This window comes from Arthrobacter sp. B3I4, assembly GCF_030816855.1.
Classification (GTDB): domain Bacteria; phylum Actinomycetota; class Actinomycetes; order Actinomycetales; family Micrococcaceae; genus Arthrobacter.
In genome coordinates this window covers 777,602-794,966 of the sequence record NZ_JAUSYK010000001.1, presented here as the reverse complement: position 1 = coordinate 794,966, position 17,365 = coordinate 777,602, and the positions used below count along the sequence as shown (strand labels likewise).

General features: G+C 68.0%; 13 protein-coding genes. 2 read left to right on the top strand and 11 right to left on the bottom strand.

Annotated elements, in window-relative coordinates; translation table 11 throughout:
• Positions 1-32 precede the first annotated feature (32 nt).
• The 9 genes from QFZ61_RS03765 to QFZ61_RS03725 form a co-directional block, all read right to left on the bottom strand.
• A complete protein-coding gene (locus QFZ61_RS03765) occupies positions 33-1,475 on the bottom strand; it encodes an amino acid permease (protein ID WP_307033441.1) in 1,443 nt (480 codons plus the stop codon).
• Positions 1,476-1,732: 257 nt separating this feature from the next.
• Positions 1,733-2,626, bottom strand: a complete 894-nt coding sequence (locus tag QFZ61_RS03760) for an ABC transporter permease subunit (protein WP_307033439.1) — start codon at positions 2,624-2,626, stop codon at positions 1,733-1,735.
• A 3-nt stretch (positions 2,627-2,629) separates the two neighbouring features.
• Positions 2,630-3,574: an ABC transporter ATP-binding protein gene (locus QFZ61_RS03755; protein ID WP_307033437.1), complete on the bottom strand. Its 945-nt coding sequence runs from the start codon at positions 3,572-3,574 to the stop codon at positions 2,630-2,632.
• 124 nt (positions 3,575-3,698) lie between these two features.
• Positions 3,699-5,201: a bifunctional phosphatase PAP2/diacylglycerol kinase family protein gene (locus QFZ61_RS03750; RefSeq protein WP_307033435.1), complete on the bottom strand. Its 1,503-nt coding sequence runs from the start codon at positions 5,199-5,201 to the stop codon at positions 3,699-3,701.
• 108 nt (positions 5,202-5,309) lie between these two features.
• Positions 5,310-6,494: an MFS transporter gene (locus QFZ61_RS03745; protein ID WP_307033433.1), complete on the bottom strand. Its 1,185-nt coding sequence runs from the start codon at positions 6,492-6,494 to the stop codon at positions 5,310-5,312.
• A gap of 165 nt (positions 6,495-6,659) precedes the next feature.
• Positions 6,660-8,342 carry an ABC-F family ATP-binding cassette domain-containing protein gene (locus tag QFZ61_RS03740; protein WP_307033431.1) on the bottom strand — a complete coding sequence of 561 codons (1,683 nt, stop codon included), beginning with the start codon at positions 8,340-8,342 and terminating at the stop codon, positions 6,660-6,662.
• Positions 8,343-8,399: 57 nt separating this feature from the next.
• Positions 8,400-10,376 (bottom strand): penicillin-binding transpeptidase domain-containing protein, encoded by a 1,977-nt coding sequence (locus QFZ61_RS03735; protein ID WP_307033429.1) that lies wholly within the window; start codon positions 10,374-10,376, stop codon positions 8,400-8,402.
• A 74-nt stretch (positions 10,377-10,450) separates the two neighbouring features.
• Positions 10,451-11,107, bottom strand: coding sequence for a response regulator transcription factor (locus tag QFZ61_RS03730; protein WP_307033426.1), 657 nt, complete (start codon positions 11,105-11,107; stop codon positions 10,451-10,453).
• Positions 11,104-12,417, bottom strand: coding sequence for a sensor histidine kinase (locus QFZ61_RS03725; RefSeq protein ID WP_307033424.1), 1,314 nt, complete (start codon positions 12,415-12,417; stop codon positions 11,104-11,106). The genes QFZ61_RS03730 and QFZ61_RS03725 overlap by 4 nt, the downstream gene beginning before the upstream one ends.
• 186 nt (positions 12,418-12,603) lie before the next feature.
• On the opposite strand from QFZ61_RS03725, the gene QFZ61_RS03720 reads away from it, so the two are divergent.
• Both QFZ61_RS03720 and QFZ61_RS03715 read left to right on the top strand, forming a co-directional pair.
• Positions 12,604-13,695, top strand: a complete 1,092-nt coding sequence (locus QFZ61_RS03720) for an ABC transporter permease (RefSeq protein WP_307033422.1) — start codon at positions 12,604-12,606, stop codon at positions 13,693-13,695.
• Between the two features lie 53 nt (positions 13,696-13,748).
• Positions 13,749-14,447: an ABC transporter ATP-binding protein gene (locus tag QFZ61_RS03715; RefSeq protein ID WP_307033420.1), complete on the top strand. Its 699-nt coding sequence runs from the start codon at positions 13,749-13,751 to the stop codon at positions 14,445-14,447.
• Here the strand turns inward: QFZ61_RS03715 and QFZ61_RS03710 are convergent.
• Both QFZ61_RS03710 and QFZ61_RS03705 read right to left on the bottom strand, forming a co-directional pair.
• Positions 14,444-15,883, bottom strand: a complete 1,440-nt coding sequence (locus QFZ61_RS03710) for an NAD(P)/FAD-dependent oxidoreductase (protein ID WP_307033418.1) — start codon at positions 15,881-15,883, stop codon at positions 14,444-14,446. The two genes, QFZ61_RS03715 and QFZ61_RS03710, sit on opposite strands and share 4 nt — an antisense overlap.
• A 5-nt stretch (positions 15,884-15,888) precedes the next feature.
• Positions 15,889-17,358, bottom strand: coding sequence for a glycosyltransferase family 87 protein (locus QFZ61_RS03705; protein WP_307033416.1), 1,470 nt, complete (start codon positions 17,356-17,358; stop codon positions 15,889-15,891).
• Between the last annotated feature and the right edge of the window lie 7 nt (positions 17,359-17,365).

The following is a 17,365-nucleotide window of genomic DNA, read 5'->3' as shown; positions in this document are numbered from 1 at the left end:
GAGGGGCGGGAGGGGCGGGAGGTGCGGCGGGACTACGACGCCGGGCCAGCTCCGGCCGCAGCATCCGCACCGACGGCGTCGACGTCAGCCTCGCGGTCCCCGGTCCGCGTTCCGGCAACCGGTGCGTTGCCGTGTTTGCGGTAGCGCCACAGCCCGATACCGACCACGACAGCGCCCAAGGCAAGCGACAGCAGCAGCGATTCACGGGTGGAATCAAGGATCACCATGCCCACCAGCAGGGCGACGATGCTGATGATCGCGACCCAGGTCAGGTACGGGAACAGCCACATCTTCAGCTGAAGGTCCCGGGATTCAGTCCCCATCCGGCGGCGCAGGATCAGCTGGGAGACGGAAATGACCAGCCAAACGAACAAGGCGATGGCGCCCGAGGTGTTGACCAGGAACAGGAAGACCGTGTCCGGAGCGATGTAGTTCAGTCCTACGGTGATGAAGCCGACCACGGTGGAGGCCAGGACCGCGGCCGCCGGGACGCCCCTTTTGGAGATCCGCATCCAGGAGCGGGGCGCGTCGCCACGGCGGGAGAGGGAGAACAGCATGCGGCTGGCGGTGTAGAGGCCCGAGTTCAGGCAGGACAGCACGGAGGTGAGCACGACGACGTCCATGATGGTGCCGGCTCCGGGGATGCCGAAGAGCTCGATCACGGCGACGTACGGGCTCTTCGCGACAGACGCAGCGTTCCACGGCAGCAGGGTCACCACGATGGCGATTGAGCCGATGTAGAAGACCAGGATGCGCCAGACCGTGGACTTCACGGCCTTCTTGACGGCGTCGACCGGGTTTTCCGACTCCCCGGCGGCGATAGTGGCGATTTCCGCGCCGAAGAAGGAGAAAACGACCACCAGGATGCCGGCCAGAACAGCGCCGGGGCCATTGGGCATGAAGCCGCCCTTGTTGATCAGGTTGTCCAGGCCGGGGGCCGGAACGCCGGGAACCAGACCCAGGATGGCGGCCACACCGAAGAGCAGGAACAGGACGATCGCTGCGACCTTGATGGAGGCGAACCAGAACTCGAACTCGCCGTACGACTTCACCGAGCCAAGGTTGGTCAGGGTCAGCAGCACCATCAGCACCAGCGCCCAGACCCACTGGTCGATGCCGGGCACCCAGCGGTGCATGATGGCAGCGCCGGCTGTTGCCTCGATGCCGAGCACGATGATCCAGAACCACGCGTAGAGCCAGCCGATGCTGAATCCGGCCCAGCGGCCAAGGGCCTTGTCCGCATAGGTGGAGAAAGACCCGGTTTCCGGGTTGGCGGCGGCCATTTCCCCCAGCATCCGCATCACAAGGATGACCACGAGCCCGGCCGCCATGTAGGCGACCAGGATGCCGGGGCCTGCCTGCTGGATGGCGGCGCCGGAACCGACGAAGAGCCCGGCGCCGATGACGCCGGCGATGGCGATCATCGATAGATGCCTGGGCTTGAGGGATTTGGAGAGTTGCTGGTCAGCCTGCATGAAGCGCCGTCCTTCGTGGGGTTGTGTCGGCCCGGCCTCCGTGCCGGGCAGGACCCGGGACGGCTGTGCTGCGGACCACAGTGTCGTTTCACCCTAGACCGCGGTACCGCCCTGCTGTCCTGTGCAATCCTCCAGATTACGACGCTTCCATTGAGGCGCAGCTCCAGCCGTACGGCCCCCGGAGCGCTGGTTGTTGCCTGGCAGGCAATTCGGAAATGTACCGGAAACCACCGCTGCGGGAACTGCTCCTGGCTGCGCTACACGTCCCGCTTCTTCAGCAGAACGCCGGCCAGCACCAGCGGGACGACAACCCAGGCACCCAGGACCAGAGCCGCCTGCCACGCCTCGAGCGTGTCCGGAAGATGTTCTGCTGCGGTCATCGGTGCCAGCGTGTTGTCCGGAATGTACTTCCGCAGTTCCTTGACGAAGTCCCCCTGGATGATCTGCAACGCGATCGGCAGCACGAAGAAGATGCCTACCAGCGCCATAATCCCGCCGGCGGAGTTGCGGAGCAGGGCGCCCAGGGCAAGGCCGATCGCGGCGACGGCGGAGACGTAGGCGCTGTTGATCAGCAGGGTCCGGACGTACTGGGCGCTGGAGACGTCGAGGGTGTGGCCGTACTGCCCGAAGATGGGCACCGCCACCAGGCCGGCAAGGTAGAGGGAGACGGCGGTGACGATGAAGGCGGAGACGACAACGACGAGCAGCTTGGCCACGAAGGCCGGGATGCGCTTCGGAACGGCGGTGAAGGTGGACCGCGCCATTCCCGTACTGAACTCGGAGCTGATGATCAGCACGGCCAGTGAGCCCAGGATGAGCTGGGCAAAGGAGATACCGGCACTCGGCGCCGAGGCGGCAATGTCGCCCTGGGCGGCCAGCGCAGCGCTCCGGCGCGGATCTGAGCCGGCGCTTTGGAGCGCTTGGCCGATCCCCCACGCAGCGAGGGCGCCGACCCCGACGATGACGGCGATGGTCGAGGCGAGCAGGATGAGGGTGGACAGCAGCGTCCGGAACTTGATGAACTCTGCATTAAGTACCCGCGGGAAGCTGGGGCCCGGACCGGTGCTGAGGCCGTCGCCGGTCCGGTCGTGTGGGGTGCCGGCGTGCGCTCCGCGGCGGGACGGAGTGGGTTCGAGAGTGGTCGAGCTCATGGCTTAGTGGCCTCCGGACTGGGCGGGGGCTTGGGCGCCCGTGGTGATCAGCGAGTGGTATTCGACCTCATCCTTGGTCAGCTCCATGTACGCCTCTTCGAGGCTGGCCCGGAGCGGGGTGAGTTCGTAGATCATGATCTGGTGCTCGAGGGCGGCGCGGGCGATCTGGCGCGGCTGGAGACCGGTGACTTCCAGGAGTTCGGTGTCCTGCACGCTGACTGAGACGCCGTCGCCGTCCAGCGCGCGCAGCAGCAGGTCCGGCTGGTCGGTGCGGACGCGGGTGCGGCCCTGGTCCTTTCCGGTGATGATTTGCTGGATGGGGGCGTCGGCGATGATTCTGCCGCGCCCGATCACGATCAGGTGGTCCGCCGTGACCGCCATTTCACTCATCAGGTGGCTGGAGAGGAATACAGTCCGGCCCTCCGAGGCCAGGAACTTCACCAGGTTGCGGACCCAGACGACGCCCTCGGGGTCGAGGCCGTTGACCGGTTCGTCAAGGATGACGGTCTGCGGGTCGCCGAGCAGCGCAGCCGCGATACCCAGCCGCTGGCCCATGCCGAGGGAAAAGCCGCCGACCTTTTTCCGCGCCACTTCGGTGAGCCCGGTCATTTCGATGACGTCGTGGACGCGTTTCTTGGGAATGCTGTGGGTGGCGGCCATGGCCAGCAGGTGGTTGTACGCGGAGCGGCTGGTGTGCACCGCTTTGGCGTCCAGCAGTGCGCCGACGTCCCGCAGCGGCGCGTGGTGCCGGGCGAAGGGCACACCGTTGACGGTGACCGAGCCCGACGTCGGCCGGTCCAATCCCATGATCATGCGCATGGTTGTGGACTTGCCGGCTCCGTTGGGGCCGAGGAAGCCGGTGACCCTCCCCGGTTCGACGATGAAGTCGACTCCGGCGACGGCGGTTTTATCGCCATAAATCTTCGTCAGGCCTCGGGCTTCGATCATGGAAGCGTTCCTTTGCGTTGCGTTCGGTTGTGTTACCTCCACGCTACAGACCGGCGCCCGTGAATCCGCCGCTCTCAGGGACGAATCAGGGACGAATCAGGGTGACCCGCACGCCGAAGCCGGCTCAGTCCGGCAGCTTCGGGGAGTAATACACCAGTCGGCCGTGCCTCACCGAGAACTCCACGACGCGGACGCCGGGCATGACCTCGCCGTCCACCGCCAGCACCATGGTGGGACCCACCGGTTCAACCCGGATCCGGCTGGCTTCGCGCAGATGGGTGATGCGGGACGTCGCGACGGTGCCCGTCAGCACCGACCACAGCAGGCGCAACCGGGCGAAGGACTCGTCCGCGGTGATCATGCGCAGGTCCAGCACGCCGTCGTCGAGGACCGGGCGCACCAGCGGGGCGTGGTCCCGGGGGTAGTAGCGGCCACGCCCCACATAAAGAATCCAAAGCTTGTGCCGAACCCCGTCCACAACAAGGGTGCACGGCGTCCCGGCCGCGAAGGTCCGGAACATGGCAACGACGCCGGCCAGCGGTTTCCCCAGGGCGGGCTGGAGCTGCTCCCGCCGGCGGACCAGGTTGGGGTACAGCCCGATGCTGGCGGTGTTGAGCATGGTCAGTTCCAGCTTCTCCGGGCTGTCGGGCAGCCCCCGCTCCACGGAGACATGGCCGACGTCGGCACATGCCGCTTCCCCTCTGGTTGCGGCGTCGACGGCGGCCTGCAGGGAAGGTATCCCGGCGTCGCGGGCGAAATGGTTGAGCGTCCCGCCGGGGAGGACCAGCAGTGGGAGCGAGTGGTCGAGGGCGGCCGCAGCGGCAGTTCCCACGGTTCCGTCACCGCCCCAGACGCCCATCGCGACGATGCCGGGCCGGGTGGCTACAGCCTCGATTTCGGCAGCGACATCCTCATCGGGGCTGATTTCCTTTATGTACGCCTTGGGGAATACTTCTTGCAGGGCCCCTGCGGTCTCGCTGGCATACGAGCCTCCCAAGGTGTTAACGGCAATGCCGAGCCCCTCGCCGTCGGGCAGCCGGGCGGCCTCCACCGGGGTGCGCCGGACGGCCGGGAAGGGCGGACGCACCGGCCACCATTTTCGCGTCACCAATGCTGCGCCGGCGCCGAGGGCTGAGCCAAAGAAGACATCCGAGGGCCAGTGCGCGCCGGTGTGCACCCGGGAGTAGGCCACGCCGGCAGCGACCGGGGCCAGCGTTGCGCCGAGGGCGGGGCGGATCAGGCCGACGCCCAGGGCGAAGGCGGCGGCGGACGCGGAGTGCCCCGAGGGCATGGAGGAACTGGTGGGTTGCGGGTGGACGAAGCGGAAGACCGGAAGGTGTTCGGGCAGCGGGCGGGTGCGGGGCAGCAGTGTTTTAAACACCACGTTCGTCACGGCGGAGGCAACGCCTTGCGCCAGTACGCCGTGCAGTGCCGCCCGCCGGGTCTTGCCGGGAAAGATCGCCATCGCGGCGGCAATCCCCAGCCAAAGCTTGCCCTGGTTGGCGGAGGCCGAGAGCCGCCGGAAGAAATCGTCATGGCTGCCGCCGGGCACCCGGGAGAGGGCACGGACCAGTTTCCGGTCCAGCTTCTCGAGGTGGCGCGGCGTTTGTCCCAGCAGGCTTCGCATTTGACCACCCTACTGCGGGGCACTGCCGACCACAGCGGCTGCGCCGGTGTGGTCGCGCCGGTGGTTGAGGCGGGGCCCTTCGGCCTGGCGCTGGTCAGTTTGGGCCGTTTAGGCAGCGCGCAGGGGCTTCGCAGCACCGGCAAGCAACAAGGCTACGAGAATCGGTACGGCGATAGCCAGCAACGCGAGCCGGATCCCGGTCACGTCCCCCAGGTAACCCAGCAGCGGCGGCCCGGCCAGGAAGGCGACATAACCCAGTGTCGAGACGACTGACACCCGGGCTGCGGCCTGACGCGGATCGTCGGCGGCCGCGGACATGCCCATCGGGAAGGCCAGGGCCGCGCCCACGCCCCAGAGGGCCGCGCCGGCGGCCGCAAGCCAGATGTTTCCGGCGAAGACGAAGAGTGCGAGTCCGGCTGCCGCGGCGGCCATGCTGCCGCGGAGCACGGGCACCCGGCCGTAGGCATCGATCGCCCGTCCCCCGAAGAAGCGCATGGCAGTCATCGCCAGGACGAAGACCGCGAAGAGCAGAGCGCCCGTCGACTGTTCGGCGCCCAGCCCGTCCACGGAGGCCTTGGCGATCCAGTCGTTGCCGGCACCCTCGGTGAGGGTCGCTCCGAGCACGACGACACCGATCAGCAGGGTGCGGCCGTCCCGCCAGGCAGCTCCGCCCCGGGGGGTGGCGCTGCCGTCCGCTTCCTTAGGTGCTGCGACGTGCGGAAGGAAGTAGCGGGGTGCCAGCAGTGCGGCGGCGGCCACAATCCCGGCGATGACGAGCAGGTGGACTGGAAGGCCCACGCCGAGCCGGGACAGGCCCGCCCCAATGAGGGCGCCCACGAAGGCCCCGCCGCTAAAGGCCGCATGGAACTGCGGCATGATGGTGCGGCCTAGTTTGTGTTCAACGTCTGCGCCCTCGATGTTCTGCGAGACGTCCCAAAGCCCGATGCCTATGCCGAAGAAAAACAGCGACGCAGCGGTGCCGGGAATCGTCGCGGCGTTCAGGGACAGAGCGATCCCGACTCCGGCCGCTGCGGCGAGCACCCCCGCCGCGCGCACCGTGTTGGCGGTGCCGATCCGGCCCACCACCCAGCCCGCCGTGGGCAACGCGATCAGTGACCCGACGGCGACACACAGCAGCAAGGTGCCCATCTGTCCCGACGTGATCTGCAGCAGTTCAGTGACGGCCGGGATGCGGGCGGCCCAGCTGGCGAACACCAGGCCGTTGATCCCGAAGATCAGAAAGGTCGCCGCGGCTGCCGCATTGAGTTGCGGAGCGGTTGAGGTGCTTGTCATGTCGTCACTTTCTCCACGGGGCGTTGTGCGGGTTCGGCGTGTTCTTCACGGGGCCAGCCGGGACCCGGACGCTCCCTCCCTTCCGGCCGCCGGAACCCGGACGCTCCCTCACCAGGTGAGGGAGCGTCCGCGGAAAACGGGCAGGATGTGAGGGAGGATCGGGGTTTAGCGGACCCGCTCCACGCGCTTTTCGTCCCACACCGGTTCGGCCGATTCGTAGACCTTGCCGTCGGAGCCGAAAACCAGGAAGCGGTCAAAGGTGCGGGCAAACCACCGGTCGTGGGTGACGGCGAGGACGGTCCCCTCGAAGTGGTCGATGGCCCGTTCCAGCGCCTCGGCCGAGTGCAGGTCCAGGTTGTCGGTCGGTTCGTCCAGCAGCAGCAAGGTGGCACCGGAGAGCTGCAGCAGCAGGATCTGGAACCGGGCCTGCTGCCCGCCGGAGAGGGATTCGTATTTCTGCTCCGACTGTGAGGCGAGGCCGTAGCCGTCCAGGGCGCCGGCGGCTGCTTCGCGGCCTAGGCCGGAGCGGTGCTCGTCCCCGCGGTGCAGGATCTCAAGCAGCGTTTTGCCGAGCAGGTCGGGCCGGACATGCGTCTGCGCGAAGAACCCCGGCCGGATCCGGGCTCCCAGTTTGACCGTGCCCTCGTGCGGGACCTCTGCGATGTCAACATCGGAGACCGGCAGGTGCTCCCGCTCGGGGTCCGTGCCGCCGGTCGCCAGCAGGCGCAGGAAATGGCTCTTGCCCGAACCGTTGGAGCCGAGCACACCCACCCGGTCACCGAACCAGACCTCGGTGGAAAACGGCTTCATCAGCCCGGTGAGCTCGAGCTTCTCCGCCACGATGGCCCGCTTGGCGGTGCGCCCGCCCTTGAGCCGCATCTGCACGTTCTGCTCAACCGGCAGCGCCTCGGGCGGCCCGGCCTCGAGGAACTTGGCCAGCCGGGTCTGGGCCGCGTGGTAACGGTTGGCCATATCGGAGCGGAACGCAGCCTTGTTCTTGTACATGTTGACGAGTTCCTTGAGCTTGACGTGTTCCTCGTCCCACCGCTTCCGCAACTCCTCAAACCGGGCGTTGCGGTCCGCGCGGGCATCCACGTAGGAGCCGAAGCCACCGCCGTGGACCCAGGCGCCGGCACCGTTGATGCCCGGTTCCAGGGTGACGATGCGGCCGGCGGCGTTGTTCAGCAGCTCGCGGTCGTGGCTGATGAAGAACACGGTCTTCTTGGACTCGTTGAGCTTGGCCTCTAGCCAGCGTTTGCCCGGCACGTCAAGGTAGTTGTCCGGCTCGTCCAGGAGCAGCAGCTCGTCGGGGCCGGCGAACAGCGCTTCCAGCACCAGCCGCTTCTGCTCGCCGCCGGAGAGGCTCGACGCCGGGCGGTGCTGGGCCCGGTCGAAGGGCAGGCCGAGCGCGGCCATGCAGACTTCGTCCCACACGGTTTCGACGTCGTACCCTCCGGCGTCCCCCCAGTCCACGATCGCCTGGGCGTACTTGATCTGGGTGGGCTCGTCGTCGTGCTCCATCATCGCCATTTCCGCCTCGTCCACGGCGCGCGCGGCGGCCGCCAGCGGCGGCGGCGCTGCCGAAACCAGCAGGTCCCGGACGGTCGAGTCGTCCCGGACCTGACCGACAAACTGGCGCATGATGCCCATGTTTCCGGAGCGGCCGACAGTTCCTTCGTCCGGAACAAGGTCCCCGGAGACGATCCGGAACAGCGTCGTCTTGCCCGTTCCGTTCGGTCCAATCAGCGCCGTCTTGGTCCCGGCAGGCACCTTGAACGTCACCCCGTTGAGCAACTGCGTGCCGTCGGAGAGGAAGTAGTCGATGCCGGAAACGTCTATATGAGCCACACGGACAATCTTCCCACGGCCCTGACGGCGGCCCGGCGTGGGGCAGAGCCCGTCCGCTCAGCCGGCGGCGGTGAGGAACTCCTTCAGCAGCGGCCCGGAGGTGGTGGCACCGAGGCCGCCGTCCTCCACGAACACGGCGACGGCGAGGTCCCCGTGCACCGCCACGATCCATGCATGGGTCTTGGGCGGGTTGTCCTTGCCGAATTCGGCCGTGCCGGTCTTGGCGCCCACGGGTGCTCCTGGCACGGCGGCCAGGAACCCCGCGTGGCCCGAGGTGACGACGGCGCGCATCATGTCCGCCAGGGAGGCAGCTTCCGCGGCTGTCACCGGCGTGCCTGCCGACTTGGCGGGGGCGGGAGCCGACGACGACGGCGCTGCCGTCGCTCCGGCGGTCGGTGCGGCGCTTCCCGCCGCGGCGGCGTTCGGGTTCAGCACCAGCACGGGGGAGACCGGGGCGCCCTTCGCGACCGAGCCCGCCATGACGGCCGCGGACAGCGGGGACAGCAGCACCTTGCCTTGGCCGATCATCGAGGCAGCGTGTTCGGTGCCGGCGGCCTCGCCCGGAACCGACCCGAGGAACGCCGCGGCGCCCAGCTTGGGGGCCTCCACGGCGACGCCCAAGGATGTGGCGGCCGACTCCAGCTGCGCCTGGCTGACGGTGTCCCGCGCATTGATGAACGCGGTGTTGCAGGAGTGCGCGAAGGCGTCCCGCAGCGCCACCGAGCCGAGGGACGACGCGGGGTAGCCCTCGGCGTTCTTAAAGGTCCGGCCGTCCACGGTCAGGGTGGCCGGGCAGTCCACCTTCGAGTCGGGGGTCATGCCGTTGCGGATCATCGCCAGGGAATCGACGATTTTGAAAATGGATCCGGGCGCGTACTGGCCCAGCATGGCGGTGTCATAGCCGTTGCTTCCCGGGCCGGACGCGGCGGCCAGCACCGCGCCGCTGGAGGGCCGGAGTGCCACGATGGCCGATGCCGGGCCCACTTTGGCCAGGGTGTCCTCAGCCAGCTGCTGAAGCTTCGGGTCCAGGGTGGTCTTCAAGGGGGTGCCCACCTTCATCTCAACCTGGAAGAGGATCCGGCGGCCACCGTTGAGCAGTCCCTGGCGCTGTTCCGCGGTAAGCCCCGCGGTCTGCGCGAAGACCTGGATGCCGTTCGTGCCGCGCAGCTGCGCGTCGTATTGCTGCTGCAGGCCGCCGGTTCCCGTGGTGTCCCCGGCCTGGAGCGAGCCGCCGGATTTCTCGATTTGTTCGGCATTCGCCTCCCCTGCGCTGCCCAGCAGGGCTCGGGCGAAGGTGCGGGTTGGGGCAAGCGGAAGCCAGTCGCGGATGGCCCGGGCGCCGGGAATCTCGCCGATCTGGTTATCGGAGATGGTCCGGCCGTCCTCGCGCAGCGTGATGGCGGTGACAAACCCCTCGGCACCGGCTGCCTGCACCTGCTGGGCATAGGCTGCAGGGTCCACACCCACCAGCCCGGCCAGCTTCGTCGCGGACGCTGCCGGATCGGCCGCCCCCAGCCGGGGCTTATCGATGCCAACGTGGACCACCGGACGGTAAGTGACCAGCTTGGCGTCACCGGCACCCAGGATGTCGGCCCGCGACGGGGACTGAGATGAGGTGCCGAGGATTTCACCCTCGGCCAGTCCCGGCACCAGCAGCCCCGGGCTCCACACCGTCAACCACTTGTCACCCGACTTCTTCAGTTGGGCGGTCACCGTGTACTTCCACTCACCGGAGCCGATCTTCCAGCTGTAGTCCAGCGGGACCGTGGCGGTGTCCTTGTCCAGCTTGAGCTCTCCGCTCTGCACCGTCGGCTTGGCCGGGTCCAGCGCTTTGAAGGCTTCGTGCAGCCGGTCGTTCGCGGCCGCGGAGTCCTTGCCCTCGAACGGGACGGATCCGACGTCGAGCGCGGCAACCGCAGACGCGAGCTGCTTCGCGGCATCCTGCGCGCCGGCCCGTCCGTCGTCGCAGGCCACGAGCACGGTGCCGAGAAGGAGGCCCACCAGGCCAAGTGAAAGCGTTTGAATTTTCCCCATTCGCGTCATTATGCCCTGTGCCGGAGACTTTCCTCCCGTCATGGCGTTCGTGCGGGTGTCCGCCGGGGGCGGCGCTACGTTCGCCGGATGATCCTGCGCTGCGTCGCCGCAGCGATGGCAGCGGTGCGGCTGTCGACGCCGAGCTTGGAATAAATGTGCACCAAGTGCGTCTTGACGGTTGCCTCGGAAATGAACAACTCCCTGGCGATGGCGCGGTTCCCCAGCCCGGTGGCCAGCAGTTCGAGCAGTTGGATCTCCCGGGCCGAAAGCGCCGGCTCGGGATTGCGGATCCGCCCCAGCAGCCGGGCCGCGACTTCCGGGGCCAGCGCCGTCTGGCCGGCGGCGGCGGCCAGGACCGCCTCGCGGATCTGTTCGGGCGGCGCATCCTTGAGCATGTAGCCGCTGGCCCCGGCCTCGACTGCGGCGAGGATATCCGCGTCAGAGTCGAAGGTGGTGAGGATCAGCACCGGCGGCGGCGGGCTTCCCCCCTCACCGGCCATAATCCGCCCCGTCGCAGTGACCCCGTCCATGCCGGCGCCCATTTGGAGATCCATCAGGACGACGTCGACCGGTTCGGCCAGGGTGTGCAGCCGCGTCAGCGCCGACAGTGCGGCGGCGCCGTCCGCGACTTCCGCGGCGACGACGATGCCCTCGAAGTCGGTGAGCATGGCCCGCAGACCGGCCCGGACGACGGGGTGGTCATCCACGAGGAGCACGCGGATCTCCTTCATTGCCCGTCCTTCCCCGGCACACGGGATGGTCCGGCCGGAAGGATGCCGCCCGGAAGCGGCAGCCGGATGGCCACCACGGTCCCCTCACCGGGCGCTGACTCGACGTCGAGGGTCCCGGAAAGTGCTGCAACCCGCTCCCGCAAGGACCTCAGCCCGTACCCGGATCCATCCGGCCGGTCCGACACTCCCAAGGGATCGAAACCGACGCCGTCGTCGAAGATGTCCATCGCCACCTCCGTTCCCAGGAATGACAGGGTCACGACGGCGGCGGCAGCGTGTGCGTGGGTCCAAACGTTGGCAAGACTGGCTTGGGCGGCACGGAGCAGGGTGGTGCTGTAGGGGTTGGGCAGTTCGGCCGGGGTTCCGTCGGTTTCCAGGCGGCAGCGCAGCGTGGTACACCGGGCGGCCGCCTCCGTTTCGGTCTGGGCACACAGCCTGCGCAGGCTGTTCACCAGAGAGTTTTGTTCCAGTTCGGGCGACTGGAGGCCGCGGACGAAATTGCGGGCTTCGGCGAGGTTGGCGGCTGCGGTTTCCTGAACGGTCCGGAGCCGGACCGCTGCCATGGCGGGGTCCCCGGCGTCCAGCGCCTGCTCCGCGGAGCGTCCCATCAAAACAATGCTGGAAAAGCCCTGGGCGAGGGTGTCATGGATTTCCCGCCCCAGCCGGGTCCGCTCCGCCAGGATGCCGGCCTCGTGCTGGCTGCTGGCCAGTTCGGCGCGGGTGCGCCGCAGCTCATCCGCCGCCAGCCGCTGGTTTTCCGCCTCCAGATAAAGCGCGCGGTACGCCAGGCCGGTGACGACGGCGAACACCGCACCGAAAACCGGGCCCAGCACCGTGGGCAGCTCCAGGGGGTGCCCGCCCGGGCCGTCGTTATGGAACCACAGCACAGCGATCACCAGCAGTGTGCTGGCCGCGATCGCGCCCAGCGCCATGCCCCTGGGCAGGACATGCAGTTGCAGGAAGAACAGTGGGAAGGCCAGCCAAACGAAGTCCGCACTGGCCCAGACCAGCAGCACCCAGATCAGGCATACCGTTCCGAGCCACCACGCCGAACCGGGCCGCGGGTCGAAGCGCTCCGGGCGGACGGAATGGCGTTTCTCCAGCACCGTGCCGGCCAGATAGACGCCCGCGAGGCAGAGGGCCAGGCCGAGCACCAGCCAGTCCGTTCCGGAGATCCCGCGGGCCAGCAGCCGGACCAGCGCCACAAGTAGCAGGGCGGCGAAGCCCACGTGCAGGCTGACGCGCAGAACCCGAAGGATTACGGCGGCATCGGTGGTCTCGCGCTCCTCCCCGCTGCCGCTGTCGTTCATGGTCTCAGCCTAATGCCGGACCTCCGCCCCAGGGCTGGGATCCGCCCACCTGCGGCCACAATCAACCTTTTGATTGACGGGCGCCTCAACCGCACCGCCGCGGCAGACTATCCGTCTGCCTGATGGAACGGCTGCCGCACCCCGCCAGAGTGAAAGGGAGGTCAAATTCCCAGACAAAGGACACCCATGTTTCTCGCCATCCGTGACATCCGCTTCGCCAAGGGCCGCTTCGCCCTGATGGGAAGCGTGGTCGCGCTCATTACGCTGCTGCTCGTGATGCTCTCCGGGCTCACCGCAGGACTCGGCAACCAGTCAACGTCCGCCCTAGCGGACCTTCCCGCCGATCAAGTCGTGTTCGGCGCGCCAGCCGGCGGCAGCCCCAAGGCATCATTCACGGAATCTGAGGTGACCCGGGAACAGCTGGCCGATTGGTCCGGCCGTGACGGCGTCAGCCGGGCAGAACCGCTGGGCATCAGCCAGGGCCGCCTGCAGGCCCTCGAAGCCGGCGGTGTTCCCGCCGGAACCGCCAATGTGGCGGTGTTCGGCGTGGCGGCGGGTTCCGGCGTCGCTCCTGCCCCCACGGCAGAGGGCACGGTGGTGGTCGGTGCCGAGCTCGCCAAGGAACTCCAGCTCTCTGTCGGCAGCCGCGTGTCGGTGGGCGGTACGGAATTGGCGGTATCGGCTGTCGTTCCCGAGCAGTGGTACTCGCACACCGGCGTCGTGTGGACCACAGTGGGGGACTGGCGCCGGTTGGCCCACCTTGCGGGAACGGATGCGATCGCGACCGTGCTCGCGGTCAGTTTCGACGGCAGTGTCGACGTCGCGGCGGCGAACAAAGCTGCCGGCACGGTCAGCACCACCCGTGAAGGATCCTTCCAGGCCCTTGGCTCCTACCGCAGTGAAAACGGTTCGTTGTTGCTGATGCAGGCCTTTCTTTACGGAATTTCCGCGCTCGTCATCGTTGCGTTCCTGACCGTCTGGACCGTGCAACGCACCCGGGACATCGCGGTGTTGAAAGCCATGGGCGGTTCATCGGCTTACGTGCTTAAGGACGCCCTGGTGCAGGCGGCTGTGGTCCTGGTCGCTGGGGCCGCCGCGGGCGGAGCCGCCGGTGTGCTGGCCGGAATCCCGGCCTCCCAGGCCGCGCCGTTCCTCATCACCCCACTGACCACGTTGCTGCCCGTTACCGGAATCGTCGTCCTCGGCCTGGCCGGAGCGGCGCTGGCGATCCGGGGCATCACGCGCGTCGATCCGCTGCTGGCCCTCGGCGGTAACTGACCCGTCACGTCAGCAGGCACTTCACACCAAAACATTCTCTGAAAGGCATATCTATGGACGTCTCCCTTAAGCTCAGCAATGTCACCCTGGAGTACCCGGATGGCGAGGGAACCCTGAGGGCACTCGACGATGTCTCCCTGGAACTCCGCCGCGGTGATTTCCTCTCCCTGGTGGGGCCGTCCGGTTCCGGAAAGTCCTCGCTGCTGGCCGTCGCGGCAACGCTGGTCCAGCCTACCTCCGGGTCCGTCTGGGTGGCTGGCCAAAATGCGGCCACAATCCCGGAGGCGGGGCGGACGGCGCTGCGGCGGGACGGGATCGGCATCATCTTCCAACAGCCGAACCTGCTGCCGGCGCTTACCGCCACCGAGCAACTGGTCATCGCGGCACACCTGCGGGGGGAGCCGGTCAGCGAGGCCAAGCAGAAGGCGACCGGGCTCCTGGGGAGAGTCGGTCTTGATTCGGTGCTGAACAAGCGGCCGCACCAGCTCTCCGGCGGCCAACGCCAGCGGGTGAACATCGCGCGCGCTTTGATGGCGGATCCGGCGGTGCTGCTGGTCGATGAACCCACGGCGGCGCTGGATCAGGAGCGGAGCGAGGAGATAGTGCGGCTGCTGCGGCAGGTGACGGATGAGTTCACCGTGGCTACCCTCATGGTGACGCACGACATCGGGCTCGTTTCCTATACCGACGCCGTGGCAACCATGCGGGACGGCCGCCTTTCCGCCGCGGAAGTCCTCTCAGCAGCCCGTTAGATGCCCAGGTCCGGGACCCGCATTCCAAACATGTCCTTCAAGGCATATCTCGCGGCGTGGAATCCGGGCATCCCGGTCACCCCTGGCCCGGGCGGTGTGGATGAGGAGCAGAGATACACGCCGGACAAGGGGGTCCGCCAAGGCACGGGACTGAGGACGGGCCGCCGGATCAGGCCGCGCAGGTCCATCGCCCCGGCACCGAAGTCGCCACCCACGTAGTTCTCGTTGTAGGCCGCCAGTTCCGCCGCCGTCGTCACCTTGACCCCGGTCACCAGGTCCCGGAAGCCGGGCGCAAAGCGTTCCAGTTGGTCCATCACCGCGTCGCCCATGTCCACGGTGGAGCCGGCCGGGACGTGGCAGTAGGTCCAGAGGATGCACCGGCCGGCGGGGGCGCGGCCCGGATCGAACCGGGAAGGCTGTGAGACGAGCACGTAGGGCCTCTCGGGGTGCCGGCCCGCAGCCACCAGGTGTTCCGCCTCGGCGGTTTCGGCCCGGGTGCCGCCGACGTGGATGGTACCGGCGTCCGCGAGTTCAGGAGCGGCCCAAGGCACCGGGCCGGAGAGGATGAAGTCGACCTTGCAGGCGGCATTGCCGAAACCGAAGGACTCGAGCGCCCGGCGGTACCCCGGCGGAAGCCGACCGTCCGCGATCCGCAGCAGACCCGTCGGAGCGACGTCCAGCAGGGTCGCGCGAACCGCCGGCAACTCAGCCAGGGATCCAATCCGCGTCCCGGTCTCGACCACACCGCCATGGGCTTCGATGTCCGCCACCATCGCCCCGGCGATTGCCGCGGATCCGCCGATCGGTATCGGCCAGCCGCCAGCATGCCCGAGCGCCCCGAGCAGCAGTCCGGCGCCTGCCGCGGGCAGTGTCGGCAGGGGTGCGACGGCGTGCGCGGCCACGCCGGTGAGCAGGGCCGGAGCCAGCTCTTCACGGAACCTTATGTCCCACAAAGGGGACCCCTGTTCAAGGGTGCGCAGGCCGAACACGGCAGCCGCAAACGGTTGCCGGGGGATGCGGAACAACTGGTTTAGAGCCACGTCCGCCACGCCCTCCACCCGGTCGACCAAAGGCTGCATCAGTCGCCGGTAGGCCTCACCGTCACGGCCCAGGGCAGCTGCGGTGCGGTCAAGGGAGCGGTACCCCAGGGCAGCACGGCCGCCGTCCAAGGGCACACCGTGGGAAAGCTCAGGCACCTGCAGCCGGACCCGGCGGGACAGCTGGAAGTCGCGGAAGAACGGGGAAGCGAGTGCCATCGGGTGGACCGCCGAGCACACGTCGTGGAGATATCCAGGCTCGATCAGTTCCGAGGTCCGGAGGCCGCCGCCCGCCGAGTCGGCCGTTTCGTAGACGTGCACCGCAAGGCCGGCACGCGCCATCGTCACCGCTGCTGCGAGCCCGTTGGGGCCGGAACCTACTACTGCGACATCAGGCATACAAATCAGGCCTCCACTCGGGGTTTCCGCCATGGCAGGACGGACCGGGCTGGACGCCGGATGTCCAGGCGGAGCCAGTCCGGGGCGCGGTTGAACGGGCCGCCGTGGGGATCGTCCACCTCGTAACGGCGGACGACGTCGTAGTGCGGGTCCCAGATGTCCCAGGCCACCCGCACCATCAGGTAGCCGGTTGCGACCATATGCGCCAGGACGGCAAGGACGTAATACGGCATATCGATGTTGTGCTGCGTGGGTCCCCCGCTGGTCACTTGGCCCAGATACATCCACACGGCAGCCCAGTGCAGCCCCTCGACTGCCTGCCAGACCAGGAAGTCCCGCCACTTGGGCCGGGCCAGGGCCAGCAACGGGACCAGCCAGATCACGAACTGCGGCGAGTAGACCTTGTTGGTGAGGATGAACGCCGCCACAATTAGGAACACCAGCTGGGCGAACCGGGGCCTGCGCGGCGAGGCGAGGGCCAGAACCGCGATCAGGACGCACGCGGCCAGGAAGGCGTTCAAAGCCAGGGCGTTGATGGCCTCGGCGCCCAGTGGTTTCCAACCGAGGCGTCCGGCCACCAGGTTGTAGCCGAACCAGGGCGAGCTGTAACCCGCCGGACGTGACTGCGTGAACTGGTAAAAGTATTTCCAGCCGGCCGGATCCTGGGTGGCTGCCGGGAGGTTGACCGCCAGCCAGGTGGCCGCAGCCGCTCCCGCGGTAACGAGGAAGGCCCGGATCTTTCCGGTGCGGAGGGCCAGCAACAAAACAGCGCCCAGAATCAGCAGTGGGTAAAGCTTGGTTGCAGTGCCTAAGCCGATGAAGAGGCCGGCGAGCAGCAGCTTGTTCCGGGAGAAAAAGTACATGCCCAGCGCCAGCAGGCCGACGGCCCACATGTCCCAGTTGATGAAGCCGGCCAGGACGATGCCGGGTGCAACGGCCACCATGGCCGCATCCCACTGTCGACGACCAGCGGTGCGGGCGGTGGCCAACACCGTAACGATCCAGGCGGCCGCAATTAACGTGGCGTTGATGTCGAAGTAGGCGAGGACGCGGGAATCACTAACCCCTCCGCCGGGCACCAGCAGCGCGGTGGCCCCGGCGATGAAGCCCATGATCACCGGGTACTCGAAGTAACTGCCGGCGGTGACAAAGGGGAAGGCGCCGTCCCCCAGTCCCCGGTTCCTGAACAATTCCGGAAAGTCCGAGTAGCACGTTGCGTAGAACTGGGTGGGGGATTCCCAGCCGTTGCTGCGGCAGTAGCCTTTCACCAGGACGGCCAACAGGGCGGCCAGGACCGTGAGCAGGACGAGGACGCGTTCTACCGTGAAGACTCCGGGGGAGACCACGCCCGCAGCGGTGCGGCGGCCCAGCGGTCCGCCGATCACTTCGGTGAAGTTCCGCAGCAAAAGGTCGCTGCGGCTGGGGACTACCAGACGGGTCCGCGTGCGGTGGTCCGGCGGCGTTGTCTCCTGCATGCCTTGA